A 25901-nucleotide genomic window follows, 5' to 3' on the forward strand; every position below is an offset into this window, starting at 1 on the left:
CGCCGTTTAACCGGCGGCCAACGATTGCAATACCGCAGCCTGATTGTTCAACAACCACACCGATTTTTGCTTCAACGCCTCGAAATGCTGGTCGGCCTGTGCCAATTGGTTGGACAGCAAGGCCTGCTCCAGACTTTCGGTCACGGTCCGACAATCGGCAAAATCGAAAAAACAAAAGGTACCGTGCAATTTATGCACAATTTCCCACGCTTGCTGATTAGCCGATTCACCTAAAAGGCGTTCGATATCGGCCAATTGGACCGGCAATTCGGCAAATAACTTGCCGATCAACATTTGGCTGAGCGGCTTGTTATCACGGGTTTTGCCCAACAATTGCCGGGCGTAATAATCCACACCAACGTCTTCCGCTTGCCACCGTTCCAAGATTTCCTGCAGCCGCGCCAAACGGATCGGCTTGACCAGATAATCGTCGAATCCGACCGCCAATGCCTGTATACGCTGACTTTCCTGCGCATGGGCAGTGACGGCAACGGCCGGCGTCTGGCAGTTCGGACCTGACTGGGAGCGCAACCGACTGATTAAATCGAAGCCGCTCAGAAACGGCATATTCAAATCCAGAAATAGCAGGCTAAATCGGTGCTGCTCCAATAAACTCCACGCCTGGCGGCCGTCGCCGGCCAACATCACATCCTGAGTCCATTGCGACAATTGCTCGCAAAGCAGCCAAAGATTGGTTTCGTTGTCGTCGGCTATCAATATTTTACAGTCAGCAGCCATGGTTAAATCCGCTATTGCGCCGTCCGGCTCAAGTCGATTGGAAAGCTCAGTTTAATTTCGGCCGATCTGGAATTCAATTCGCCCGCAGACTGCAAGCATAAAAAAACCCCGGTTCCTTACGGAGACCGGGGTTTCTGGCCAAAGCCGGGATGAATTACATCATGCCGCCCATGCCGCCCATGCCGCCCATATCAGGCATTGCCGGGCCTTTGTTGTCGCTTGGCGCGTCAGCGATCATCACTTCGGTGGTGATCATCAGACCGGCAACGGAAGCGGCGTTTTGCAGCGCTGAACGAGTCACTTTCGCCGGGTCCAGAATACCCATCGCGATCATGTCGCCGTATTCGCCGGTTGCGGCGTTGTAACCAAAGTTGCCACTGCCTTTTTTGACTTCGTTCAGAACGACCGAGGCTTCATCGCCGGCATTGCTGACGATTTGACGCAAAGGCTCTTCCATCGCGCGACGCAGGATGCTGATACCGACATCTTGGTCGTGGTTGATGCCTTTCAGGCCTTCCAGAGCAGACAGGGCACGGATCAGCGCAGTACCGCCGCCGGCCACCACACCTTCTTCAACCGCAGCGCGAGTTGAATGCAGGGCGTCTTCGACGCGGGCTTTTTTCTCTTTCATTTCCACTTCGGTTGCGGCGCCGACTTTGATGACCGCAACACCGCCAGCCAGTTTGGCCAGACGTTCTTGCAGTTTTTCACGGTCGTAATCGGAAGTCGCTTCGTCGGCTTGAGCGCGGATTTGCGCAACACGGCCTTTGATTTGGTCTTCGTTACCAGCGCCATCGATGATGGTGGTGTTTTCTTTGTTGATTTGGACGCGTTTTGCAGTACCCAATTGGCTGATGTCGGCTTTTTCCAGAGACAAACCGACTTCTTCAGAAATCACCACACCGCCGGTCAGCACAGCAATGTCTTCCAGCATGGCTTTACGACGATCGCCGAAGCCTGGGGCTTTAACCGCAGCCACTTTAACGATACCGCGCATGTTGTTGACCACCAGAGTAGCCAAAGCTTCGCCTTCGACGTCTTCAGCGATGATCAACAAAGAGCGACCGGATTTGGCCACGCCTTCCAGAATCGGCAACATTTCGCGGATGTTGGAGATTTTTTTGTCGTACAGCAACACGAAAGGATCGTCCAATTCGACGCTCATGCTTTCTTGTTTGTTGATGAAGTATGGTGACAAATAGCCGCGGTCGAATTGCATACCTTCGACGACGTCCAAATCATTATCCAGACCGGTGCCTTCTTCAACGGTGATGACGCCTTCTTTACCGACTTTTTCCATCGCTTCGGCGATGATGTCGCCGACAGATGCATCGGAGTTAGCTGAAATAGTACCAACTTGAGCGATGGCTTTGCTGTCGCTGCACGGAATAGAGGCCTCTTCGATGGCTGCAACCGCTTTAGTTACCGCCAGATCGATACCGCGTTTCAGGTCCATCGGGTTCATGCCCGCTGCGACTGATTTCAGGCCTTCGTTGACGATGGCTTGCGCCAGCACGGTTGCAGTGGTGGTACCGTCACCGGCCACGTCTGAAGTTTTGGACGCCACTTCTTTAACCATTTGCGCGCCCATGTTTTCGAATTTGTCTTTCAATTCGATTTCTTTCGCAACAGACACACCGTCTTTGGTGATGGTCGGTGCGCCGAAACTTTTGTCCAGCACGGCGTTACGGCCTTTAGGGCCCAGGGTTACCTTAACCGCGTTCGCCAGAATGTTGACACCGGCTACCATCAAAGCACGGGCGTCGCCACCGAATTTCACGTCTTTTGCTGCCATTTTTTAATTCCTAAATATTTAAAGAGATTGAAAAAGATAAATGAGGTGAATAGGGCTTAGCCCAAGATGCCCATGATGTCTTCTTCGCGCATGACGATATATTGCTCGCCATCGACTTTAACTTCGGTGCCGGAATATTTACCGAACAATACTTTGTCACCGACTTTGACTGCCATAGGACGTACCTGGCCGTTGTCTAACGGTTTACCTGAGCCAACAGCCAGCACTTCACCTTCGCTCGGTTTTTCGGCGGCAGAACCCGGCAGCACGATACCGCCAGCGGTTTTGGTCTCTTCCTCAACACGTTTTACGACTACACGGTCATGTAACGGACGAATTTTCATCAATGTCTCCTCGATTAATAAAGTTAAAGGTTAAAACTGATAAGCTTTTTAAAAAGCCGACCGCTCCAGAGCGGACAACGCGTTTTTTAAACAACTTGCAATTTATTAGCACTCTCCAATAACGAGTGCTAATAATATCCGGGTTTTGCACTCTGTCAAGCTCTTTGGCATCATCTGCGGCCCAGCCACCACTATCCGCGTTATGAACGACGAACAACTGCTCCGCTACAGCCGGCAGATCATGCTGCCGCAAATCGACATCACCGGTCAGCAAAAACTGCTGGACGCCAAAATCCTGATCGTCGGTGCCGGCGGCCTGGGTTCGCCGGCCTCGATGTATCTCGCCGCTGCCGGTGTCGGCAGCATTACCTTGTACGACGACGATCAAGTGGACCTGAGTAATTTGCAGCGGCAAATAGCCCACGACACAGCCGATATAGGGTTGGATAAAGTAATTTCAACCCGGCAGACGCTGGAAAAAATTAATCCGGAGGTGGCTGTGATGGCGCACAAGCAAAGGCTAGCTGGCGCCGAATTGCGGCACGAAGTCGAATTAGCCGACGTGGTGCTGGATTGCAGCGACAATTTCGCCACCCGTTTCGCCATCAACCAAGCCTGCGTAGAACAACGGACCCCGTTGGTATCCGGCGCCGCGATCCGTTTCGAGGGCCAAATCAGCGTGTTCACGCCCGGCCGCAACCAAAGCCCGTGCTACAACTGCCTGTACCAAAGCGACGGCGAAGAGTTGCAAAATTGCGCCAGGAACGGCGTGGTCGCCCCGATCACCGGCATCGTCGGCAGCATGCAGGCGCTAGAGACGATAAAATTGCTGACCGGAATCGGCGATCCGTTGACCGGACGCTTATTGATGCTGGACGGCCTGAGTATGGAATGGCGCACCATGCGGTTAAAGAAAAACCCGAGTTGCCCAACCTGCGGCGATACGGCCGGCGGACACGCATAAAAAAGCCGGGATAACCCCGGCTTTTACCGATCACTTTGGCGGCTCAGCTTTTGCCAAGTTTGCCTTTGACCGCGTCAATCGCTTTGGCCACCGCGTTCAACACCGGCGATTCGCTGTCGCCGTGCGGCTCAATGTCGCCGAACGGCTCGCCGTTTTTCATCGTGTACATATAAATGAAATACCCTAACGGTGCGAACGCGAAGATGGCAATAATCAGCATCAAAACCACCAGTTCGATAACTCCGCCCATAACTACCTCCAACTATTTGTTTTTATTTTAATTTAGAATAAGGCCACAGGCCTCGGTTACGGACTATAACCCCATAACTAACAAGGAACAAGCAGAAGATGACGATTGTCAATCCGAAGCGCATGCCGGCCCGAATCGGCGCCGAAAAACCGCGCACAACCCCTCTGCCACAACCGTTTTTCTGAGACCATGAAGCAAAATCCGCAACCCCTTTGGCATAACCTGGCGCCGGAGCAGTTACTGTCGCAACTGGACGTGCAACTCGGCGCCGGCCTGTCCAGCCAAACCGCCCAGTCCAGACTGGAAGAAGCCGGCCCCAACCGCCTGACGCCGCCGCGCGGCAAAGGCCCGTTGCGCTTACTGCTCAGCCAATTCCACCAACCGCTGATTTACATCCTGCTGTTTTCAGCCGCCACCACCGCCTTCCTGGAAGAATGGGCCGACAGCAGCGTCATATTCGGCGTAGTGCTGGTCAACGCCATCATCGGCTTCATCCAGGAAGCCAACGCGCTGAAAGCGATCAATGCCCTCGCACAAACCCTGAACGTCAGCGCCAATGTACTGCGCGACGGCCAACGTCGCACAATAGCCGCCGCCGACCTGGTGCCCGGAGACTTGGTTTATCTGCAATCCGGCGACAAAGTACCGGCCGATTTGCGACTGCTGCAAACCCGTGAACTGAAAATAGACGAAGCGGCTTTGACCGGCGAGTCCGTGCCCGCCCAAAAACAAGCCCAGACCTTACCCGCCGCGACCTTATTGGCCGACCGTACCAATATGGCTTATTCGTCGACGCTGGTCAGTTACGGCAGTGCCTTGGCAGTAGTAGTCGGCACCGGCGACGACACCGAAATCGGCCGCATCAACCGTTTGATCGCGGCGGCCGAACCGCTGGAAACGCCGTTGACCCGAAAAATGAGCCAATTCAGCCAATTGCTGCTGTGGGCCATCGTCGCCTGCGCGGCGCTGACATTTGCCGTCGGCGTCTGGCGCGGCGAAAGCGCACTGGATATGTTCATGGCCGCCGTCGCATTGGCGGTCGGCGCGATTCCGGAAGGCTTGCCGGCGGCGCTGACCATCACGCTGGCGATCGGCGTCTCGCGCATGGCCAAGCGTAACGCGATCATCCGCAAACTGCCCGCAGTGGAAACCTTGGGCAGCACCACGGTGATTTGTTCGGACAAAACCGGCACGCTGACCCAAAACCAGATGACAGTGCAATTCGTCTATGCCGGCGGCGAACAGTTCGCCGTCAGCGGCAGCGGCTACACGCCGGACGGCGAATTTCACGCGGCCGGCCAACCGGTCGATGCCCAACAAAAACCGGCTCTGCTCGAATGTTTGAAAGCCGGGCTGCTGTGCAACGATGCCCGTTTGATCGCCGATGTCGACAGTTGGCGGATCGAAGGCGACCCGACCGAGGCGGCGTTGTTGGTCTCCGCCCACAAAGCCGGTTTGCACCACGCCAGCGTCAGCAACGGCCACCCGCGGCTGGACGCCATTCCGTTCGAATCGCAATACCAGTTCATGGCCACGCTGCACCACAATCTGGCGCTGGACGAACGCCACGTTTACTTGAAAGGCTCGCTGGAAAGCTTGCTCGACCGTTGCGACCGCGCATTTTCCGCCGATTTGCAACCGGTTCCGCTCGACAAAACCCAACTGCAACGCCAAGTCGAAATCCTGGCCGCGCAAGGACTGCGCGTCCTGGCCTTCGCCCGTACCGACCACGGCGACGATGCCGTCGACCACAGCGAAGTCCGCAGCGGCCTGACATTTCTCGGCCTGCAAGCGATGATAGACCCGCCGCGGCCGGAAGCGGCCCGGGCGATAGCCGCCTGCTACCGGGCCGGCATCGCCGTAAAAATGATCACCGGTGACCACCCGGTCACGGCTTTGGCAATCGCCAAGCAGCTCGGCATGCGCCACAGCGAAAAAGCCATCACCGGCAGCGAACTGGAAAATTACGCCGAAGCCGACTATCTGCAGCAGGTCGAACATTGCAGCGTTTACGCCCGCATCGCCCCGGAGCAAAAACTGCTTCTGGTCCGCGCCCTACAAGCCAAAGGCCACGTCGTGGCGATGACCGGCGACGGCGTCAACGACGCGCCAGCCTTGCGTCAGGCCAACATCGGCGTAGCGATGGGGCTGGGCGGCACCGAAGTCGCCAAGGAAGCGGCAGCCATGGTGCTGACCGACGACCATTTCGCGACGATAGAAGCCGCCGTCGAAGAAGGCCGCGGCGTGTTCGACAATCTGGTGAAGTTCATCGCCTGGACCCTGCCGACCAATCTCGGCGAAGGCCTGGTCATCACCGCAGCGGTATTCGCCAACGTGGCATTGCCGATCACGCCGCTGCAGATTTTGTGGATCAATATGACCACGGCCGTGCTATTGGGATTGATGCTGGCCTTCGAACCCAAGGAACCGGGCTTGATGCAGCGTCAGCCGCGCAATCCGGAGCAGCCGATCCTGACCCGGCACTTGCTGTTTCGGATTTGCTTGGTCGGCGTGCTGTTGCTGGCCGGCGCCTTCGGCTTGTTCGAATGGGAATTGACGCAGCAAGCAACCCTGGCCAAAGCCCGCACGGTCTCGGTAAACGTGTTCGTGTTCGGCGAATTGTTTTATTTGTTCAATTGCCGTTCTTTACGTTATTCGATGTTTAAAGTCGGCGTATTTTCCAATCCCTGGGTCTTGGTCGGCGTCAGCGCCATGATCGCCCTGCAGTTATTGTTCACCTACTGGCCGGTCATGCAGCAATTGTTCGGCAGCGCGGCGATCGGCCAGGACGAATGGCTATTGATTTTGGCGGTCAGCCTGGCGATTTACGCCATCGTCGGCCTGGAAAAGTTACTGCTGCGCCGCTTCGGCCGCCGCCGTTGACGCTGTCTGCAATGCCGACAACAGCAAGGCCAAACTATCCAACGACTGTTTGACCTCCGCGTCCCGGGCTTCGGTCTGGGCGCGGACGATAGCGCCGTCTATCGCGACCGCCGCCGCTTGCGCCAGCGCATCGCGCTGAGGCGTATCAACCAGCAATTCCCGAATCGCCATCGCCATGTCCTGCTTATGGCTCTGGCAAATCTCGACGACATCCGGCAACGCGCCGCCCAGTTCGGCAACGCTATTGATAAATGCGCAGCCGCGGTAAATCGGCTTGCGGAACCATTCCGCCATCACCTCGACCAGCGGCAATAGCCCGCTTCCCGCATAGCCGCCATGGCGCCGGATCGCGTCGGCAAACCATTCCAACCAGATCCGGTGCCGGTAATCCAGAAACGCCCGAATCAAAGCGTTCTTGCTCGGAAAGTGGCGGTAGAACGTGACTTTGGTAACGCCCGACTCGGCAATCACTTTATCGACGCCGGTGGCGCGAATACCTTCGCGGTAAAACAAGTCGTGCGCCGCCAACAAAATTCGCTCGCGCGCGGGTAAGTCGGAAGCGGTTTTCGATGAATCCATGGCCATGGCTCGATTGTAGACAACTCTGTCTACTATTGCTACCATGGCCATGTAGACAAACCTGTCTACACAATCCTCATCTTTCGGGAGCGCACTATGGAAACCAAACCACCCCTTCCCCCGTTTACCGCCGAAACCGCCGCGCAAAAAGTGCGGATGGCCGAAGACGCCTGGAACAGCCGCGATCCGGATCGGGTCGTGCAGGTCTATACCGAACACAGCCGCTGGCGCAATCGCGCCGAGTTTCCGGTGGGCCGGCAACAGATCAAAGAATTTTTGCAACACAAATGGGCCAGGGAACTGGATTACCGGTTAATCAAGGAGTTGTGGGCCTTCAGCGATAACCGCATCGCGGTTCGGTTTGCGTACGAATGGCGCGACGACGCCGGTAACTGGTTCCGCAGTTACGGCAACGAAAATTGGGAGTTCAACGAATTTGGCCTGATGCAGCGCCGCTTTGCCAGCATCAACGATTTACCGATCACAGACAACGAGCGCCTGTTTCACTGGCCGCTGGGCCGCCGTCCCGACGAGCACGCCGGTTTGACCGATTTGGGTTTGTGAATTGTTGATAGAGGCGAATCTATTCGCCTTTCCCAAACAAAAAGGGACGGTTAAACCGCCCCTGCCGTTCTTCTAAGGCGAAAACGACTTAGTGACTAACGTCGACCTTGCCGCCTTTGGGCTGGCCGATCTCGCCCAGCATTTTGTTGAACCAGTCGGCATCGATATTGAACGGCTTGCCGCCTTTGATGCGCGGGAATTCGATCGCCCGCAGCACGTTGCCGTTGTCTTCGTCGTGGCCGATCACGCCGGATTCGCGGCGGAAGGCGCATTCGACCGCCAAGTCGGCGCAGGATTTGATCAAGCGCATGTCGTCGACGTTGGACGCGGCGGCACGGGCAAAGTAACCGGATTTTTGCACCAGAGTTTTTTCGGCGCCGACCATTTGCGAGAATTGCTCACCGAACCATTTGCCGGGGTTGACCGCATCCAGTTTGATGTGGCCGAAGGCGTCGCGCGGCACTTCCTGGCCTTTGGCCTGCATTTCGGCGACGATGGACTCGACGCCGGCACCTTCGGAAACGAAGATGTTGACGCAATCGACTTTGTCCATCACCTCGCGCAGACGCTTGGCTTCGGCTTCCAGATCGATCGCCATTTCCGGGACGAACACGGCGTGGACTTCATAAGATTCGCGGCTCAGTCCCAATTCCGGCAGCCACTCGGCTTTATCCAGCAGTTTACGGTATTCCTGGGCGGTGGCGGCGGTCAACCAGCCGCAGTTGCGGCCCATCACTTCGTGGACGATCAGCATGCGCGGGTTGGCGTTGTTCTCGGCCACCACGTTCATGAAGTAACGCGCGCCTTGCTCGGCAGCGGTCCAAGCCCCCAAAGATTGTTTGATCGGGAATACGTCGTTGTCGACGGTTTTCGGCAAACCAATCACGGTCAGGCCATAGTTGTTCTTCGCCAAAAATGCCGCCAGATCGGCCGCGGCGGTATTGGTGTCGTCGCCGCCGATGGTGTGCAGAATATCGACGCCGTCTTTGATCAACTGGTCGGCCGCGACTTTTTGCGGATCTTCGCCTTCTTTAACCAAACCGCGTTTGACGCAGTCTTTGACATTCGTCAGTTTGACCCGGCTATTGCCGATCACGGAACCGCCGAAACGTTGCAGTAAACCGGCTTTTTGACGCACTTCCGCGGTGACAGGGTATGAATCTCCCAGCAACAGGCCTTTGTAGCCGCCGCGGTAGCAGATGATTTCGATACTCGGATCAATTTCCGTGTAACGTTCAATCAAGCTGCCGATAGCAGAGTTCAGACATGGCGCCAAACCGCCAGCGGTAAGAATTGCGACTTTTTTTGGTTTACTCATGAGCGTTTCGAATAAATAGTTATGAAAAGGGATGGCTAGAGTTATGCGCCATCGGCATTGGAGCCGCCTCTGCGCCGGCGTTGCCCGCCTTTGGTGCGCAGTGTCAGCCGAATCGGCGCAAGCCGCGCGATTCTAACACAAGCTTTTCGTTTCTCGGCCACCGAACTGAAATCGCTTAACTCACCCAATTTGAACGGTTGCGCCACAAACACCAGAGTCTGCCAATCCGGGGTCATGGCGGCCGGCACCAGCGCCGAATAGGTAACGGGTTCCGGACCGACGGTAGTTATGCTGATTTTGGTGAAGTCGCCTTCGCTGCTAAACGACAGCGACAGATAATCGCTGAGCGCCGCTTCCGTTTGCGACGCGATAAAATCGTCCATTGAAAGCGCCAGCCGGTGGTGTTTTCGGATTGGCGACTGCTGACAGGAATGGTTGGACATGTAGGTACTCCGCAATGCTCTCGCTTCAAGGCTGAGCGGATGATAGCCGCTACCCGGGGAACGGCTAGTGTACCAAGGTTCTAAACCCTAAAAAATCAAGCTGTTAGCGCTTGCCAGACAGCCAATCCTCCACCATCCGGCAGAATGTTTCGGGCGCTTCGACATACAGCCAGTGCCCGGTATCCGGGATTGTGCTGATTCTGGCAGCGGGAAATGCCTGGTACACGGCCTGCTCGTCGATGTATTTCGAGCGCTCGCCGCCGATAAACAAGGCAGGGCCGGCAAACCTTGCGGTATCGGCGTCAGGAAAACCGACGATATGGTGGGCGTTGCGCCGCATGATATCCAGGTCGATCCGCCAGTAGTACTGGCCGTCCTTTAGCAACAGGTTTTGCAGCAAAAACTGGCGGTAGGCCAGATCCGGAATCGCATCGGCCAGAGCTTCCTCCGCTTGTTTGCGGTTGCCGATACTCTCTACCGGCAAGCTGCCCAACGCATCGATCAACGCATCGAAGCTGTGCTGGTAACTGACCGGAGCAATGTCGGCAACGATCAGGTTGGCAACACGCTGGGGATGCTGCAAAGCCAACCACATCACCGCCTTGCCGCCCATGCTGTGACCGAGCAAATCGGCGGCGGCGATACCGTGCCGATCCAGAAACGCAATCAAATCGCCGGCCATGCTCGGGTAGTCCAGATGCTCGGCCTGGGGCGAGCCGCCATGGTTGCGCATATCCAGCACGTAAACATGGCGCTTGACGGCCAGACGCTTGGCGACGGTGCGCCAATTACGCGCCGCCGCCAAGAAGCCGTGGACGATGATCAGCGGAGTCCCGGCCGGTTCGCCGTGGCTTTCGTAAACCAATTCGACGCTGGTCATGCTCAGGCAAACCCGAACAACGCGCCCAGCAGGCCGCCGAATACTCCGCCCCAAACCACCAGCCAGCCCAGGTGCTTTTTGATGATGGATTGCACCATTTCTTTCACTAGCTGCGGTGTCAACTCGGCCAGACGTTTGTCGATCACCGCTTCGATTTTGCCGGTCAGGTCTTCGCCGATTTTGTGGGCGTTGAGGCCGTTTTGCAGAGCTGCCTTGAAAGTATCCGAATCGACCATCTCCCGAAGCGTGTGCTGCATTTTTTCGCAAAACGGTTCCTTCAGCGGCAGTAGGGCCTGCTCGCCGCCCATCATCAGCAACATCCCGCCGAACGATGAAGCCATGATCGAGCTGACCAGGCCTTCGTAAACCTTGTCGTAGTCGACCGCCCCCAGCAGCGGTTCCACATTCAGAATGCTGCCACCCTGCCGTTCTTCGGTTTCGATGAATTGCTCGATATTTTCCACGGTGAAAAATTGCTCCATCATCAAGGCCTTGATCGAAGCTTTAAACTCCTCGAACCGGGCCGGAATGATGCCGGAACCGTACAAAAACGGCACTTTCTCGAACAGCATGTGGATTGCCAGCCAATTGGTAATCGCGCCGGAAAACGCAAAGAAGCCGATGGCCTTCAAGGTCTCCGCGTAATAAGGGCTGAGGTAGCCGGCAGCGATAATCAACAATGAGATGAAATTGGTTAAGAAACTTTGATTCAGTAATTTTTTCATGACGATACAAACTGGGTTCGAATTGGGGACAAGTCCCGCTGGCATTTTATCAGGCCGGCATAGGCTCCGGCCCCCACTTAATGGCAGTCGATGCGGAATATTTCAAGCGGCAACCGCACCCGGTTACGGTTTATCGTGCCCGACAATCGATGTTATGCTCGCAACCCGCCCAGCTACAGACCAGTAAACCCGACCGAACATGCCCGATATCGTCATCACCACTCTGAACGCCCGTTACATCCACAGCGCGTTCGGCTTGCGCTACCTTTACGCCAATATGGGCGAATTGCAGGTACGCACGGCGCTACTCGAATTCGGCATTCAGCAACGCCCGCTGGAAATCGTCGAAAAATTGCTGGCGCAGCAGCCGCGAATTATCGGGTTTGGCGTCTATATCTGGAATGTGGCGGAAGTTGGCGCGATTGCGGCGATTTTGAAGCAGGTCGCACCGCAGATCGTTTTGGTAGTCGGCGGTCCGGAAGTCAGCCATCCGCCCGACTTACCGGCCTGGGCGGAGTTGGCGGATTACATCGTCACCGGCTACGGCGAAGTCAGTTTCCCGGACTTATGCCGCCAACTGCTGGCCGGCAACGAGCCGCCGGCCAAAATCATCGCCGGCCAAACCGTGGCCTTGCAAAACCTGGCATCGCCCTACCCTTATTACAGCGATACCGATATCCGCCAGCGCATCATTTACGTCGAGGCCTCGCGCGGTTGCCCGTTCAAATGCGAGTTCTGCCTGTCCTCGCTCGACCTGACCGCGAAGCCGTTTGCGCTGGAAGCTTTTTTAACCAGCATGTCTGAATTGCATCGCCGCGGCGCCCGCAATTTTAAATTCATCGACCGCACTTTCAATTTGAAGACCGATACCAGCGTGGCGATTCTGGAGTTTTTTCTGGAACGGCTGAGCAGCGACCTTTATTTGCATTTCGAAGTCATCCCGGACAATTTACCGGAGCGCTTGAAAGCCGCCATTGCCCGCTTTCCGCCAGGGGTGTTGCAATTCGAAATCGGCGTACAAAGTTTCGATCCGGCCGTGCAACAGTTAATCAGCCGCAGGCAGGATAACGAGAAAACCAAAGCCAATCTGGCTTGGCTCCGGCAGCATTCACACGCCCACATTCACGCCGATCTGATCGCCGGCCTGCCCGGCGACACGCTGGCAAATTTCGGTAACAGCTTCGATGCGTTGGTGGCCTTGCAGCCGCAGGAAATCCAGGTCGGCATCCTGAAACGGCTGCGCGGCGCGCCGATCAACCGCCACACCCAAGCGTTCGATTTACGTTACGATCCGAATCCGCCTTACACCTTGCTCAGCAGCAGCACATTCAGTTTCGCCGAGATGCAAGGTATCGGCCGCTTTGCCCGCTTCTGGGATTTGATCGGCAACTCCGGCCGCTTCGCCCACACCTTGCCGCTGATTTTAGCCGACCGGCCGTTTGCCCGGTTCATGCAATTCAGCGAACACCTTTATGCGCTGAGCGGCAGTACCTGGCAAATAGCGTTGAAGCGTTTGTTCGAACTGACCTACCAGGTGATGATTGGCCCTATGCAGCTAGATCGAACTAGCGCGCTGGCTTGCCTGCGCGAAGACTTCAGGCTCAGCGGCGAGAAGGGTGTACCCAATTTTCTCGCCACCGCAACGGTATCGCCGACGGCGAAAACCGTCACTGCCAACAAGCGACAAAGGCAATCGATTCAAGCGGAATACGGCGACAAATAACCGTCCTTGTAACTCGGATAGAGCCAGCGATAGCCCAAGGCATTGAGCCGAGCGTTACTGCAGCGCTTGTTTTGCGGCGCGCCTGTCACCGGCGGCACAGCCTGCGGCGGCGGATAGCCGAATTGCACCGCGATCCAGGTCATGACGTCCCACAACGGCGCCGGATCGTTGTCGCTGGCCACATAACACGGGTCGAGCTTGGTTCCATCCAGCATTTTGCCAATCAGAAACAACAGCACCGCGACGCAATCGTCCTGATGGATGCGATTGGTGTAGCTGGGCGGATCGCGCTGAATCGCCTCTCCGGCGGCCGCCCGCCTCAACAGCCAGTCGCGACCGGGGCCGTATATGCCGGAAAATCTGACCACACAGTTACGCTCTCCGGCCTGCCACAAGCGCTGCTCGGCTTTTACCAACCACTCAGCAGTTGCGCTGGCCGGTTGCGTCGGACTGGCTTCGTCGACCCATTCCCCGCCGTTTTGGCCGTAAACGCTGGTGGAAGAAACCATAAGAAAGGGGGGCGTCGCTCCGGCATCGGCAAAATGATGCAAGACGTTGTTAAGACCGGTTTCATAAAGCGCTTGATATTGCTCATGCTGCCGACTGTCCGCGGATACGACAAACACGACCAAGTCGTAGTCGGTAGGAATTGAGGCTGACGATAACGGCCGCGTAATGTCGCTTAACCGTAGCGGAAATGGTGGCGGAACCGCCAAGGGCGTGCGTTTTAACCCAGTCACGGAATGACCGCTACAGCTCAATGCGGTAGCCAAACCAAAACCAATCTTACCGCATCCAACAATCAGAACCCTTGCCACCGACTCACCTACAGGAGAATAAAGTTCGGATTATCGCTGATATTGCGCGGTATAAATAAACACCGGGTTAATTAGATAAAAATGCCGGATCAAACAAGACTGTTTGATCCGGAGAAAAATCAAGCGACCAGATTAGATTTATTGCGTCCCACATACAGGAAACCCAGCAACGCACTGGTCATAAACCAGATTGAAGCAGGTAGAGGCACACCAGACACCGGATCTTGGTCAGCGGCCGGTTTGATATCGAAGCCATACAGCAGGCTTAGCGTATTGCTGATACCCGGTTTAGCAAAACTCAGCAAATAAGTGTTACCAGCTAGATTGGAATTAGCACTCTCGCTGACCCAGCCACTGACAGTCAGCAAACCCAATTTGAACGGGCTTGATGTGGCAAAGTTACCGACGCCCGAAAAAGTGTATAACGGTGCCGCACTCGACAAATCGGCAGTAGCCGAGAAGATGCCAAAAGTATCGCCAGTCGGAAACGGTGACGAAAATCCGACGGACAAGAAATTGATATCTCCATCCGTCGATTCCCAGATAATGCCGGCCGAGCTTGCAGTCGACACTGCAAACAGGCAAACGGCAAGCCAAAGCCTAAAATATGAAATCATTTTCATTGATTTTCTCCGTACATTTACGTTAACAAACGGCCGTCCTCGGCCAACTTACTCTAGCCCGCCTGTCTACAACATTGCCGAAGACAGGTGTTCAAAGAGTTCTTGCGCGGAGGCCGATCGGAATTTGGACACTTCCAAATTGTTGAACCGCCTCGCCAAACCTTTGCAGAGCCTAACGCTCAAATTAATCCGACAGGAAATGGTCATATGCCCGTTAGCACCCGTCGTTCTTCAACGTCAAGTGCAACCTGGCTGCAACGCATACATCGCCGCGAAGCCAACGCATGACTGCTGATCCGCTGAGCGGAGGCCACGACATTCACCCCACAAAAACCATGTAAAAGATTCTATCCCTTATTTCCGGACCATTGATTAGTAACAAATTAAGATTCGATTAAAGTTCATCAACTTACGAATTTCCCCACTCTTGCTGTCTATAATTCTGTCCAGACAAAAAGGCCGACAAACGGGTAAAAACACCTGCGAACAACCGCACCAGGAAATGACGTTTACCCTTCGGAGCATGGGGGACAGGAAAGGGACGGCGCCTGTATGGGAGCGACTCGCCCACCTCCCAACTTATCGATGTGGGAGATCGCACTTTGATGCCTGAACCAGACCTGCTGTTATGAGCGTCTGCACTTTTGTCTGATGCCGGCTAAAGAATGGTTCAGAGGCCTTGGCACAAATTTACTCTCGCGAGAATCGACTATGAAACAAAACAAAATAAGTTATCTTTTGACGGGCTGTCTGGCACTGACCGGCGCGGGCTATTTGCCTGAGGCGGCAGCGTCTACCCTACTTACACCGGCCGCTGCGACGGTGATCGACAATACCGTAGGTGTAGGTCCGTTCAGTAAAATCTACGACTTTGTGATTGACGATGTTTACGATGCCTACAATTTATCAGGGGCAGTAAGTTTTCAAAACGTCCAAACATTGGTTAGTCTGACGACCGATTTCAGCAACGCTACTGTAACCAGCACTAACGGTATCTCTAGCGCCAGCGTGGAATTGCTCGACGCCACTTCGGCAGTCATAGCCACCGGTTCGTTGACGTCGTTTTCGGTTGCATCGACTCCGACCTTGGTTAATTTGCCTTTCCCAAATGTTCCGCCGTTTTACCAGGAACTATTGACCACGTTTAACTTGATTTCGTTGAACAACATACCCGTTTTAGGGGCCGGCAATTACCAGCTTGCGATCAAAGGCTTGTCGAAGGAGGGCACCTATACCGGCAGCTTAAGCGTATCGCCAATTATTCCGACCGTGGTGCCGTTGCCAACAGCGACATGGCTGTTTCTCAGCGGCGTAGTAGGCGTCCTGGGTTGGAAGCGCAAAAACAGCCCATCCGCCTAACCAAACCTACCGCAAGAAACAAAAAAGCCGGCTGCGTGCCGGCTTTTTTATGTGTAGTCAAACCTGCGACTGACGTCGGGATTCAATAAAATCAGGATCAGATTCATGGCGTCCCGGATACGATTCGAACGTACGACCTGTCCCTTAGGAGGGGACCGCTCTATCCTACTGAGCTACCGGGACTAAGTGATTAATCAGGCGAATTTTACCATAGCAAGCGGCTCAGGCTTTCTGTTTTCGAATCTCGACCCGTTCGAGCGATGTGATGAAATAGGATAGTTTCGATTGGCTTCTCGCGGAAAGCCCTTCGAAAATTCCGCCGATTTGCACTTTGGGAGACGTCGCGGAAACCGGCTTTACAAAGCGGACGGCAAATTCGAAATCCATCACGTAATCGTCGAAAGTAAGCTGGCAATTTTTGATCACATCGCCGCGCTGCACCCGCGCTCTGTTGATGGGTACGCTGACACCGGCCCCACCTCTCGAAAGATCGAACAGGTAACCGCCGATCGATATCCCGGTACGCTGAACCACACCGCTAAAAGGGATATCTATGGCGCTGATTTCCAGCCGCGGCGAACGTCGGCGTTGCGGATAAAACACTCGATCCGGCAGGGGTGCCTTGTAGTAGTTGATGCCTTTGGAGTGGCCGACCTCGATATTGGCCAAATGGAAGGACAAATGTATCCCTTTATGAAAGGTCGATAACTTCAGCGCCCGGGAACGCAGCAACAAATCGTTGCCGTGCTGGGGCATCAATTCGTCCAAAATGATGGCGTTTTTGTCCAACTTGATGCTCAAGACCGACGAGCTGAAATCTTCTGCAAAACCTTCTATTTGAATGGTGCACAACGGCGAACTGCTTTCGATTTCTCCGAGCAGGCGGGCGATTTTATCGGGATCGGTAATGAAATTGGGATTTTCAAAAGCCAATAAATCGTCATCGACTTCAGGCGTGGATGCGCTGGCTTTGGAAAAAAGATGCTTCAACTTACTCAGCATGGCGAGCGGCCCGTAAAGTAATTCGGCGCTCAGTCTACACTGAAATTAAAGTATGCGAAAACAGCTCGTTACGGGTTACGCCATCCGGTCCGTAAGTGGCCGCAAGCGGCGATTTGCCGCGCAGTATTTGCAAAGAACGCTGGGTATGCCGGCTTAGCAACGCGATACTTGCACCGTTTTGCTCGTTCAGCGCTCGGCAATTTTCAGATAACTTGGCGAGATCGGCCCAACTGGTCCAAGTGCCATCGACATGGATACCGGCAGCGCCGGCTTTGGCCAGATATTTTTTGATGCCGTCACTACCGACGGTCAACTGCTCGGTTGCTAAAACTTGGCCCAACTGTTTGGTGAATTGCTCCAACTGCGCCACCAAGTCTCTTTTACCGGCCGCGATGGAGGCTATCGCTTCCGGATCGATTTTCTGCTTGAGTTTATCGGACTCGATGGTTAACAACTCAAACAAATTTTGGGCCGCTCTTAATCCGTTGGCGAGCAGTTTTTCAGTGATCGGGTATGTTTTCTCTATCATAAAGTCATGTACTGTCGGGTAACTGTTGATCGAACTGCAGCATCTTTTCCGCCACGCGCTCTGCGTTGACTTGGTAGCTGCCAGCCTGAATAGCCGCTTTAATCGCCGCTACGCGGTCTTCATTGACCAGTGGCGCCGAAACGCCGGCAGCAGCCGTTTTGATATCTTGGGCGGTGGCGGTGATCTCGACAGTGTCGGTAACGGCGCTGGTCTCGGTCCGTTGTTTAGGCTCGGCCGCATCTTTAACCCCGGCTTTTGCGGGTATTGAAGTGGTGACAGGCTTGCCGCTGATTGATTCGATAGCCATGGCGAAATTCCCAGGTGAGTTTTATCTAAAGCATTTAGCGGCATCATAGTAAATTCCTTTAGCAACATTTAAAAATTAACCGAAACCTGGCCGGTATTCACCACGACGGCTTGAATCACGCGATTGGAGGACAGGTTCCGCACGCTGATTTTCTGCCCTTTCGCGCCGTCGCCCATCGCAGCTCCCATCGCGCTGATCACGACGCCCGCCTTACTGGATTCGATATTGACCCGTTCGCCCCGGTGAACCACTGTAGGGTCCGCTACATGCTGCCGATTCAAAACGCTACCGGCAGGGATGTTTCGGGCTGCCTGCTTATCCAATACATCGCTCATGTCGGCGAGGTACCCCTGCGGTAACATGCCGGCATCGCGGGTCTCCACAGTCAAATGTTCCGCCCGAATAATGTCGTTTCGCTGCATAGACTTATTCAACACCAGCACGTCTTTAAATGACTTCAACAACACGGTGCTGTATATCGTCCAGCCCTTGTCGCCGTAGCAACGGACGCCAACGGTGTTACGCCCGGGCTTGATTTCGCCGGTTTGAGCAAACACTTGCAATGCTTGTTCGCAGACGGGCAATTGCAGGCGCGGATCGAGTGGCGTCAGATTGATCTCGTATTTCCCCCCAGCTTCCAATGTCGACCTGACAAATTGGTTAATTGCATCCTGAATCTGTTGCCCGGACTGGGTCGAGCCTCCCCACGCCGTTGCGCACACCAACATCAAAACCAAGGCTAGCTTTAGCTTGTTCATATTAATCGCCATTTTTTTGACTTACCCGAAGCTTTCAGCATAAAACGTACCAGCAAATTTCAAGTAAACCGTAACAATGCCGCTATACTTAGGCGAACGTTATTCAGGGGGATATATGGCCGGAATCTTAGACGGAGTCGATCAACGAACCAAACTGGCTGGGCATAACCGATTCGAACTGCTTTTATTCAAACTGGTCAGCCGCCAGCGTTTTGGGATAAACGTGTTCAAAGTCCAGGAAGTCATTCAATGCCCCCCTTTGACCCAAATCCCAAACTCGCATTCGGTGATATGCGGCGTAGCCCATTTGCGCGGTAAAACCATACCGGTCTTGGATTTATCCATGGCCATTGGCATGCGCCCACTGCAACGAGATGCCGGTTGCTACGTGATCGTTACTGAATACAACCGTTCCATCCAAGGCTTCTTGGTCGGCTCAGTAGACCGGATCATTAATATCGGCTGGGAACAAGTCAAAGCCCCGCCCACCGGCACCGGCAAAGAAAGCTATCTAACGGCGGTCACCGAAGTCGAAGGCGAGTTGATCGAAGTCATCGACGTGGAAAAAGTCATGAAGGAAGTGATCGGCGGCCGGGAAGAAGCGTCGGCGGAGTCTATAGACCAGAACGTAATGAGCCAAAACGACCACATTCTGGTCGTCGACGATTCCTCGGTAGCCAGAAACCAGGTCAAACGGGTTTGCGAACAGATCGGCGTCGAATGCACCACACTCAAAGACGGGCAGGAAGCCTGGGAACACTTGTGCGCTCTGATTGCCGAAGGCACTAAAATCGAAGACCGATACTCCCTGATTATTTCCGACGTGGAAATGCCGCGAATGGATGGCTACACACTGGCAACCAAAATCAAAGCCGACCCGAACATGAAGCACATCTACGTGATCCTGCACACGTCGTTAAGCGGTGTATTCAATACTGCCATGGTCCAAAAAGTTGGAGCCAACGAGTTTCTAGCCAAGTTCGAGCCGGATTCGCTGATGCAAGCTATTCAAGCCCAACTAAGAGTCAGCCACGCCGAGCATTCCTGAGCAGGACAGCTCGGATTTTCACCCCACATGTTGACCTCGGCGGGCACCGAAAACTCACTGGACTTCGCCGGCAGTATATCGCCGGCCGACTACCAAACCATTCAACAGTTTCTCAGCCAAAACTGCGGTATCGAACTCGGCGACAACAAACAATATCTGGTCAAAAGCCGGTTGCAACCCTTGTTGGCCAAGTTCGAACTGTCCGGCTTCCCCGGCCTGGCGACGGCCCTGCAATCCAACGCATTCTCCGCCCAAAAACTGAGAAGCGCCGTAATCGATGCGATGACCACCAACGAAACCTTCTGGTTTCGCGACGAACGCCAATTCGCCGAATTGCGCGACACCGTACTGCCTCAACTCCTGGCACAAAAAAACGGCAGTATCCGCATCTGGTCAGCAGCCTGTTCGTCCGGCCAGGAACCCTACTCCATCAGCATCTGCGGCTTGGACGCCTTGCGCGCAAGCGGCAAAAACCGGACGCTGCAAATTATCGGCACCGACATTTCCGAAGCGATTCTCGAAGACGCCAAGCGCGCCTGTTATTCCGACGCCGCACTGTCCCGGGGGATAGACGAAGCGGCTAAAGCCAGATATTTCCAGAAAAGTTACGACGGTTATCTGTTAAACGACGATGTAACCCGCCAAGTTCGGTTTCAACAGTTCAATCTCTTGAAATCCTTCACCGCTCTAGGCCGGTTCGACATCATTTTTTGCCGCAACGTACTGATTTATTTTTCCGACGCCATCAAGCGCGACATTTTGACGCGAATGGCCGACAGCCTGGAGCCGGGCGGCTATTTGTTTCTGAGCAGCACCGAAGCCATGCCGACCGGGATCGGCACATACGAATTGGTCCGTTCCGGACTTGCCACTTATTTCCGAAAACCGGACTGACACGGCGCCGACTTCTTGACGGCTCCGGCAACCGGCAAGTTTTTGCCGCCCGCAGCCCAACACTGGATTTTGACGCCAAAATAGCCCCTCATCGCCGCCACACAACTGAAAATTAAATAATTTTTTTTTCAGGCACGCTTACTGCTTTTTTATTAAAAAAACCAGCAAGGTGGCAATCATGGCAATCAACTTCAACAACGCTTTGGGTATACACCCGCAAGCCCTGATGCTTCGCGAGAAACGCGGAGAAATACTGGCGTCCAACCTGGCCAATGCCGATACGCCGGACTACAAGGCCCGCGACCTCGATTTCAAAGCCGTATTCCAACAAACGCTTAGCGACGGCGGTGGCGAGCTGAAGCGCAGCCACAGCGGCCATCTGGCCGGACAGCACAATGTCCTCGGCGCCGACCTGTTGTACCGCAACCCGCAGCATGCCTCGCTCGACGGCAATACCGTCGAAACCCATATCGAACAAGCCAAATATGCCGAAAACGCCGTGCAATACGAAGCCAGCCTGCGCTTCATCAACGACGATTTCCTGGGTTTGATGACCGCCATCAAAGGAGAATAGCCATGACTTCCTTACGCATATTCGACGTCGCCGGCAGCGGCATGAATGCCGAGAACCTGCGCCTGAATCTGGTGGCCAGCAACATGTCCAATGCCAACAGCGTCAGCAGCAGCATCGATCAGGTCTACAAATCGCGGCAGCCGGTGTTTGCCGCCGAATTAAAGAACATCATGGATAAAAACAACACCGCCAGCGGCGTCAACGTGTTGGGCGTTGTCGAAAACCAGGCCCCGCCGATCATGGAATACAACCCTAACCATCCCATGGCCGACGCCACCGGCTACATCTACAAACCCAACGTCAACACCGTCGAGGAAATGGCCAACATGATGTCCGCATCGCGCTCGTACCAAAACAACGTCGAGGTTTTGAACACCGCGAAAAATCTGATTTTACAAACCCTGAAAATGGGCCGCTGAGGTGAACCATGAGCACAAGCGCTATCGACACATTTAACAACCTCGGCCTGGCCACGACCAACTCGTCCTCGTCGGCCAACAGCCAAAAACAAACGCTGGGCCAAGACCAGTTTCTGAAATTGCTGACCACGCAGATGACACACCAGGATCCGTTGAAACCGATGGACAACGGCGAATTCCTGGGCCAGATGGCCCAGTTCAGCACCGTCTCCGGCATCCAAGACCTGCAGGCCTCTTTCAAGGAATTCGCCGGCTCGATCAGTTCCAATCAGGCCTTGCAAGCATCCGGACTAGTCGGCCGTTACGTGTCGGCACCAAGCGAAAGAGCCTTACTCGGCGCCGGCGGCAGCGTCTCCGGCGATTTCGAAATGCCGGCCAGTTCGCCGAATGTCGGCGTCAAAATCATCGACCCGGAAACCGGAGCAACCATCCGCGAAATCGATCTCGGCGCCGAATCCGCCGGCACAACCCGTTTCGAATGGGACGGGAAGGACAAGGCCGGAAATCTGGCCGACCCCGGCGTTTACAAGATTCAGGCATATGCCTACTTGGAGGGCAAAAACACCGTATTGCCAACCAACATCAAGTCCTTGGTGAAAAGCGTAACCATGGCCAACGGCAACACGGCCATGCAAGTCAACCTGGACGGCCTGGGCCCAGTTAAATTCAGCCAAATCAAACAGATACTGTAGGAGAAACGACATGCCATTTACCACAGCCCTCAGCGGCTTGAACGCCGCATCCAACAATCTGGCGGTGACCGGCAACAACATTGCCAACTCCAATACCGTCGGCTTCAAAAAGTCGCGTTCCGAATTCGCCGACGTCTACGCCGCCAGCTTGGGCGGCGTCAGCAGCATTACCCCCGGTGCCGGCGTCAAAGTCGCCAACGTCGCCCAGCAGTTCAATCAGGGCAATTTGCAGTTCACGGACAACAACCTGGATTTGGCGATCAGCGGCGAAGGTTTCTTCACATTGGCGAAGAGCCCGACCGAAACCAACGACCTGTCGTATACCCGCGCCGGCGAATTCAAACTGAACAAGGAAGGCTATCTGGTCAACAACCAAGGCAAGGCATTGCTGGTTTATCGCCCCAATACCACTAAAGTCGAAGACGGTTTCAGTACCGGGGTCACCACGCCGGTACAAATCAATACCCTGACCGGCTTACCGTCAGCGACCGATAAGGTAGCCATCCAGTTAAATTTGGATGCGCAAGACGACTTCACGCCCAGCACACTGCCCTTCGACCCGGACGACAGCAACACCTATAACTCGCAAACCTCGACCACGGTCTACGACACGCTGGGCTCCCCGCATATCTTGACCACCTACTTCGTCAAACTCGACCCGTCCACGGCGCCGACCACCGGTACTTCGGAATGGCTGGTCTACCACTACATGAGCGAACCCGCCACCCCAAATACCAAAACCGCGGTACCGGTAACATCTGGCCCGTTAGGCGGCACCACCCCGGAATCGGCTAAATTGACATTCGATTCCGGCGGCAAACTGATCACCCCGTTGGACGGCAAATTCGGCTTGTCCAGCTACGTGATCAATCCGCCGACCGGAGCCGCCGACATAAAAATCGACACTATGAACTTCTTCGGCACCACCCAGGTTCAGCAAAAGTTCAGCGTCAACGGCATGACGCAGAATGGTTTACCGGCGGGGCGTCTGACCGGTATCGACATCGACGACGAAGGCGTGATATTTGCCCGCTTCAGCAACGGCGGCTCGCAAACCATGGGTAAAGTCGCGTTGACGCGTTTCGCCAACAACAACGGGTTGGCAAAACTGGGCGACACCTCCTGGGGCCAAAGCGCCAATTCCGGCGAGCCGATTCCGGGCCAGGCCGGCGCCAACAACTTCGGATCGATTCAAGCCGGCGCCTTGGAAAGCTCCAACGTCGATTTGTCGGCGCAGCTGGTGAACCTGATCGTCGCGCAACAGGCCTACCAAGCCAACGCCCAGACCATCACCACCGAAAACAGCATCATGCAGACCATCTTGCAGATTCGATAATTAAAGGAGGCCGCTCATGGACCGTAGCCTTTACATTGCGATGAACGGCGCCAAGCAAACCCTGATGGCGCAATCGGCCAACGCCAATAATCTGGCGAACGCACAAACCACCGGCTTCAAGTCGGACTTCGAGCAATTTCGAGCCATGCCCAGCTTCGGCCCGGGCTATCCGGCCCGGGTGTACTCGATGGCCGAACGCCCGGGCACAGACTTGTCGAACGGTTCGATCTACCATACCGGCCGCGAACTCGATGTCGCAGTGGAAGGCCAGGGCTGGATCGCCGTCACCGGCAAGGACGGCAAAGAAGCCTACACCCGGGCCGGCGACTTGCGGTTGACGCCGGAAGGCCTGCTGCAAACCGGCGCCGGCCTGTCGGTGCTCGGCGAAGCCGGGCAACCGATCGCGGTACCGCCGGCACAGAAGGTCGAGATCGGCAAGGACGGCACCATCAGCATCGTGCCGCAAGGAGTCAATGCCACCAATACCGTGCTGGTAGACCGGATCAAGCTGGTCAATACCGACCTGGCCAACCTGGAAAAACTGGAAGACGGCCTGATGCACCCTAAGCAAGGCGGCGTGTTGCCGGCCGACGCCAACGTCACCCTGGTCCAAGGCGCGCTGGAATCCAGCAACGTCAACGCCATGGCGGCGATGGTGGAGATGATCGAGCTGTCCAGAAGCTTCGACATGCAATCTAAGGTCATGAAAGATATAGACGAAAACGCCGCTGCCGCCGCCAAGCTAATGCAAGTGGCATAAAACCTGCTTTACTCCTGATAAGACAAAAAATCGTCAGATCAGGAGGCTGTCATGACAGAACGAGCACTATGGGTCGCAAAGTCCGGATTGGACGCCCAACAAACCCGCATGGCGGTTATTTCCAATAACCTGGCCAACGTCAACACCACCGGCTTCAAGAAAGCCAGACCGATATTCGCCGACCTGATGTACCAAAACGTACGCCAGGCCGGCGCCCAATCGACCCAGAACACCCAATTACCAACCGGCCTGCAACTCGGCACCGGGGTGCGCACCGTCGCTACCGAGAAAATCCATACCCAAGGCAATATTTTGCAGACCGGCAATTCGCTGGACATTGCCATTAGCGGCCGCGGCTTCATCCAGATTCTGCAGCCCAACGGCGACATCAATTACACCCGCGACGGTTCGTTCAAGATGGATTCCACCGGCCAATTGGTGACCTCCAACGGCATGCTGCTGGAACCCGCCATCACCATCCCGCAGGACGCCCTCAGCATTACCATCGGCCAGGACGGCACGGTTTCGGTGACCCAGCCCGGCGCCGCCGCCGCCAACCAGATCGGCCAGATCCAGATTGCCGATTTCGTCAATACCGCCGGCCTGGAACCGATCGGCGACAACCTGTTTCGCGAAACCGTCGCCAGCGGCGCACCGATCATCGGCAATCCCGGCGAGAACGAACTGGGCCAGATGATTCAGGGCTCACTGGAGACTTCCAACGTCAACGTGGTCGAAGAACTGGTCAATATGATCGAAACCCAGCGCGCTTACGAAATGAACTCGAAAGCCATTTCCACGACCGACCAGATGCTGTCCTTCGTCACCCAACAACTCTAATTCAGGACCAAGGCCATGAAAAACCGTAACCACATCCAGCGGCAAGCCGGCGGCAAATTTTTGCTGCTGGCGGCAATACTGTCGCTCCTGGCCGGCTGCGACACGCTGCCGAAACGCGACCCGGACTTCGCCCCGGTCCAACCCGCCGATCTGCGACCGCCGCAACAAAACAACGGTGCCATCTACCAGGCCGGTTACGACATGCGCTTGTTCGAAGACCATGCCGCGCGCCGGGTCGGCGATATCCTGACGGTAACCTTCGACGAAAATACCAACGCCACCAAGCAGGCCAATTCCAAAGCCAGCAAGAAAAGCGATATCAAAGCCAGCGGCAGCGCGCCGACCATCTTCGGCCTGGCCAGTTCCGCCCTGCTCGGGCACGATTTGGCAACGTCGCTGGACTACAGCATGGACCGGGCGTCGGAAGGCAAAGGCGACGCACGGCAAAGCAACCGTTTGACTGGCGACATCAGTGTCACTGTTGTCGACTTACTGCCCAACGGCAACCTGCGGGTCCGCGGCGAAAAACGCGTGACCCTGAACGACGGCAGCGAATACGTCCGCCTGTCCGGCATCGTCCGGCCGATCGACATCAACGTTGCCAACACCATTCCGTCCAGCAAAGTGGCCGACGCCACCATCATGTACACCGGCGACGGTGCGCTGGCCGACAGCAGCAAACCCGGCTGGATCACCCGGATTTTGTCCAGCCCGATCTTCCCGTTCTGATCGGCCA

The 25901-nt window shown here is 55.3% G+C and carries 29 protein-coding genes and 1 tRNA gene; 14 read left to right on the forward strand and 16 right to left on the reverse strand.

The genetic code is table 11. The features are described from left to right. Positions 1-6: 6 nt before the first annotated feature. From AC0IM9_RS07330 to groES, 3 genes are all read right to left on the reverse strand, one after another. Positions 7-738, reverse strand: a complete 732-nt coding sequence (locus AC0IM9_RS07330) for an Hpt domain-containing response regulator (protein ID WP_482803557.1) — start codon at positions 736-738, stop codon at positions 7-9. Between the two features lie 154 nt (positions 739-892). Next, positions 893-2533, reverse strand: coding sequence for a chaperonin GroEL (gene groL, locus AC0IM9_RS07335; protein WP_140912446.1), 1641 nt, complete (start codon positions 2531-2533; stop codon positions 893-895). Between the two features lie 56 nt (positions 2534-2589). Beyond that, on the reverse strand, positions 2590-2877 hold the full coding sequence (gene groES, locus AC0IM9_RS07340) for a co-chaperone GroES (protein ID WP_054760220.1): 288 nt from the start codon (positions 2875-2877) through the stop codon (positions 2590-2592). 202 nt (positions 2878-3079) lie between these two features. Between groES and AC0IM9_RS07345 the strand changes: the two genes are divergently transcribed. Then, a complete protein-coding gene (locus tag AC0IM9_RS07345) occupies positions 3080-3841 on the forward strand; it encodes a HesA/MoeB/ThiF family protein (protein ID WP_482803558.1) in 762 nt (253 codons plus the stop codon). A 43-nt stretch (positions 3842-3884) separates the two neighbouring features. On the opposite strand, the gene AC0IM9_RS07350 is transcribed toward AC0IM9_RS07345, so the two are convergent. After that, positions 3885-4091: a hypothetical protein gene (locus AC0IM9_RS07350; protein ID WP_278210659.1), complete on the reverse strand. Its 207-nt coding sequence runs from the start codon at positions 4089-4091 to the stop codon at positions 3885-3887. Between the two features lie 189 nt (positions 4092-4280). Here AC0IM9_RS07350 and AC0IM9_RS07355 point away from each other — a divergent pair, with 189 nt between their 5' ends. Next, the gene (locus tag AC0IM9_RS07355) at positions 4281-6974 is read left to right on the forward strand and encodes a cation-transporting P-type ATPase (RefSeq protein ID WP_482803559.1); all 2694 of its coding nucleotides are present in this window, start codon (positions 4281-4283) and stop codon (positions 6972-6974) included. On the opposite strand, the gene AC0IM9_RS07360 is transcribed toward AC0IM9_RS07355, so the two are convergent. After that, on the reverse strand, positions 6942-7553 hold the full coding sequence (locus AC0IM9_RS07360; protein ID WP_482803560.1) for a TetR/AcrR family transcriptional regulator: 612 nt from the start codon (positions 7551-7553) through the stop codon (positions 6942-6944). The genes AC0IM9_RS07355 and AC0IM9_RS07360 overlap by 33 nt on opposite strands. 96 nt (positions 7554-7649) lie before the next feature. On the opposite strand from AC0IM9_RS07360, the gene AC0IM9_RS07365 reads away from it, so the two are divergent. Next, positions 7650-8117, forward strand: coding sequence for a nuclear transport factor 2 family protein (locus AC0IM9_RS07365; protein ID WP_482803561.1), 468 nt, complete (start codon positions 7650-7652; stop codon positions 8115-8117). A gap of 88 nt (positions 8118-8205) precedes the next feature. Here AC0IM9_RS07365 and AC0IM9_RS07370 read toward each other — a convergent pair whose 3' ends face one another. The 4 genes from AC0IM9_RS07370 to AC0IM9_RS07385 form a co-directional block, all read right to left on the reverse strand. Beyond that, complete coding sequence (locus tag AC0IM9_RS07370) at positions 8206-9435, reverse strand: pyrophosphate--fructose-6-phosphate 1-phosphotransferase (protein ID WP_445371558.1); 1230 nt, start codon at positions 9433-9435, stop codon at positions 8206-8208. 41 nt (positions 9436-9476) lie between these two features. Then, complete coding sequence (locus tag AC0IM9_RS07375; protein WP_482803562.1) at positions 9477-9818, reverse strand: hypothetical protein; 342 nt, start codon at positions 9816-9818, stop codon at positions 9477-9479. Positions 9819-9981: 163 nt separating this feature from the next. After that, positions 9982-10758, reverse strand: a complete 777-nt coding sequence (locus tag AC0IM9_RS07380) for an alpha/beta fold hydrolase (protein WP_482803563.1) — start codon at positions 10756-10758, stop codon at positions 9982-9984. A 2-nt stretch (positions 10759-10760) separates the two neighbouring features. After that, positions 10761-11483 carry a DUF445 domain-containing protein gene (locus AC0IM9_RS07385; protein ID WP_445371561.1) on the reverse strand — a complete coding sequence of 241 codons (723 nt, stop codon included), beginning with the start codon at positions 11481-11483 and terminating at the stop codon, positions 10761-10763. A 199-nt stretch (positions 11484-11682) separates the two neighbouring features. Between AC0IM9_RS07385 and AC0IM9_RS07390 the strand changes: the two genes are divergently transcribed. Next, entirely contained in the window at positions 11683-13206 is a 1524-nt protein-coding gene (locus AC0IM9_RS07390) for a B12-binding domain-containing radical SAM protein (protein WP_482803564.1), read from the forward strand. On the opposite strand, the gene AC0IM9_RS07395 is transcribed toward AC0IM9_RS07390, so the two are convergent. Then, positions 13182-14024 (reverse strand): SDR family oxidoreductase, encoded by an 843-nt coding sequence (locus AC0IM9_RS07395; protein ID WP_482803565.1) that lies wholly within the window; start codon positions 14022-14024, stop codon positions 13182-13184. The two genes, AC0IM9_RS07390 and AC0IM9_RS07395, sit on opposite strands and share 25 nt — an antisense overlap. 119 nt (positions 14025-14143) lie before the next feature. Next, the gene (locus AC0IM9_RS07400; protein WP_140912458.1) at positions 14144-14647 is read right to left on the reverse strand and encodes a hypothetical protein; all 504 of its coding nucleotides are present in this window, start codon (positions 14645-14647) and stop codon (positions 14144-14146) included. A 651-nt stretch (positions 14648-15298) separates the two neighbouring features. Here AC0IM9_RS07400 and AC0IM9_RS07405 point away from each other — a divergent pair. After that, the gene (locus AC0IM9_RS07405; RefSeq protein ID WP_482803566.1) at positions 15299-16006 is read left to right on the forward strand and encodes a hypothetical protein; all 708 of its coding nucleotides are present in this window, start codon (positions 15299-15301) and stop codon (positions 16004-16006) included. 106 nt (positions 16007-16112) lie between these two features. On the opposite strand, the gene AC0IM9_RS07410 is transcribed toward AC0IM9_RS07405, so the two are convergent. The 5 genes from AC0IM9_RS07410 to flgA form a co-directional block, all read right to left on the reverse strand. Continuing rightward, positions 16113-16189, reverse strand: a tRNA-Arg gene (locus tag AC0IM9_RS07410). Between the two features lie 39 nt (positions 16190-16228). After that, on the reverse strand, positions 16229-17008 hold the full coding sequence (locus AC0IM9_RS07415) for a flagellar brake protein (RefSeq protein WP_140912460.1): 780 nt from the start codon (positions 17006-17008) through the stop codon (positions 16229-16231). Positions 17009-17042: 34 nt separating this feature from the next. Further along, complete coding sequence (locus AC0IM9_RS07420) at positions 17043-17537, reverse strand: flagellar protein FlgN (RefSeq protein ID WP_140912461.1); 495 nt, start codon at positions 17535-17537, stop codon at positions 17043-17045. A gap of 4 nt (positions 17538-17541) precedes the next feature. After that, positions 17542-17844 (reverse strand): flagellar biosynthesis anti-sigma factor FlgM, encoded by a 303-nt coding sequence (flgM, locus tag AC0IM9_RS07425; RefSeq protein ID WP_278210638.1) that lies wholly within the window; start codon positions 17842-17844, stop codon positions 17542-17544. A gap of 68 nt (positions 17845-17912) precedes the next feature. Continuing rightward, positions 17913-18602: a flagellar basal body P-ring formation chaperone FlgA gene (gene flgA / locus AC0IM9_RS07430; RefSeq protein WP_482803567.1), complete on the reverse strand. Its 690-nt coding sequence runs from the start codon at positions 18600-18602 to the stop codon at positions 17913-17915. 115 nt (positions 18603-18717) lie between these two features. On the opposite strand from flgA, the gene AC0IM9_RS07435 reads away from it, so the two are divergent. From AC0IM9_RS07435 to flgH, 9 genes are all read left to right on the forward strand, one after another. Beyond that, a complete protein-coding gene (locus tag AC0IM9_RS07435; protein WP_140912464.1) occupies positions 18718-19650 on the forward strand; it encodes a chemotaxis protein CheV in 933 nt (310 codons plus the stop codon). Positions 19651-19677: 27 nt separating this feature from the next. Continuing rightward, a complete protein-coding gene (locus AC0IM9_RS07440; protein ID WP_445371566.1) occupies positions 19678-20544 on the forward strand; it encodes a CheR family methyltransferase in 867 nt (288 codons plus the stop codon). 178 nt (positions 20545-20722) lie between these two features. Beyond that, a complete protein-coding gene (flgB, locus tag AC0IM9_RS07445; protein WP_140912466.1) occupies positions 20723-21118 on the forward strand; it encodes a flagellar basal body rod protein FlgB in 396 nt (131 codons plus the stop codon). A gap of 2 nt (positions 21119-21120) precedes the next feature. Further along, a complete protein-coding gene (flgC, locus tag AC0IM9_RS07450) occupies positions 21121-21537 on the forward strand; it encodes a flagellar basal body rod protein FlgC (RefSeq protein WP_140912467.1) in 417 nt (138 codons plus the stop codon). 8 nt (positions 21538-21545) lie between these two features. Further along, positions 21546-22229 (forward strand): flagellar hook assembly protein FlgD, encoded by a 684-nt coding sequence (locus AC0IM9_RS07455; protein ID WP_278210630.1) that lies wholly within the window; start codon positions 21546-21548, stop codon positions 22227-22229. A 10-nt stretch (positions 22230-22239) separates the two neighbouring features. Next, complete coding sequence (gene flgE, locus AC0IM9_RS07460) at positions 22240-23565, forward strand: flagellar hook protein FlgE (RefSeq protein WP_140912469.1); 1326 nt, start codon at positions 22240-22242, stop codon at positions 23563-23565. Positions 23566-23581: 16 nt separating this feature from the next. Continuing rightward, a complete protein-coding gene (gene flgF / locus AC0IM9_RS07465) occupies positions 23582-24325 on the forward strand; it encodes a flagellar basal-body rod protein FlgF (protein WP_140912470.1) in 744 nt (247 codons plus the stop codon). A gap of 51 nt (positions 24326-24376) precedes the next feature. Beyond that, complete coding sequence (gene flgG / locus AC0IM9_RS07470) at positions 24377-25165, forward strand: flagellar basal-body rod protein FlgG (RefSeq protein WP_140912471.1); 789 nt, start codon at positions 24377-24379, stop codon at positions 25163-25165. A 15-nt stretch (positions 25166-25180) separates the two neighbouring features. After that, positions 25181-25894, forward strand: a complete 714-nt coding sequence (gene flgH, locus AC0IM9_RS07475; RefSeq protein WP_278210627.1) for a flagellar basal body L-ring protein FlgH — start codon at positions 25181-25183, stop codon at positions 25892-25894. Positions 25895-25901: the final 7 nt, after the last annotated feature.

Source organism: Methylomonas sp. Uni0011 (genome assembly GCF_056850255.1).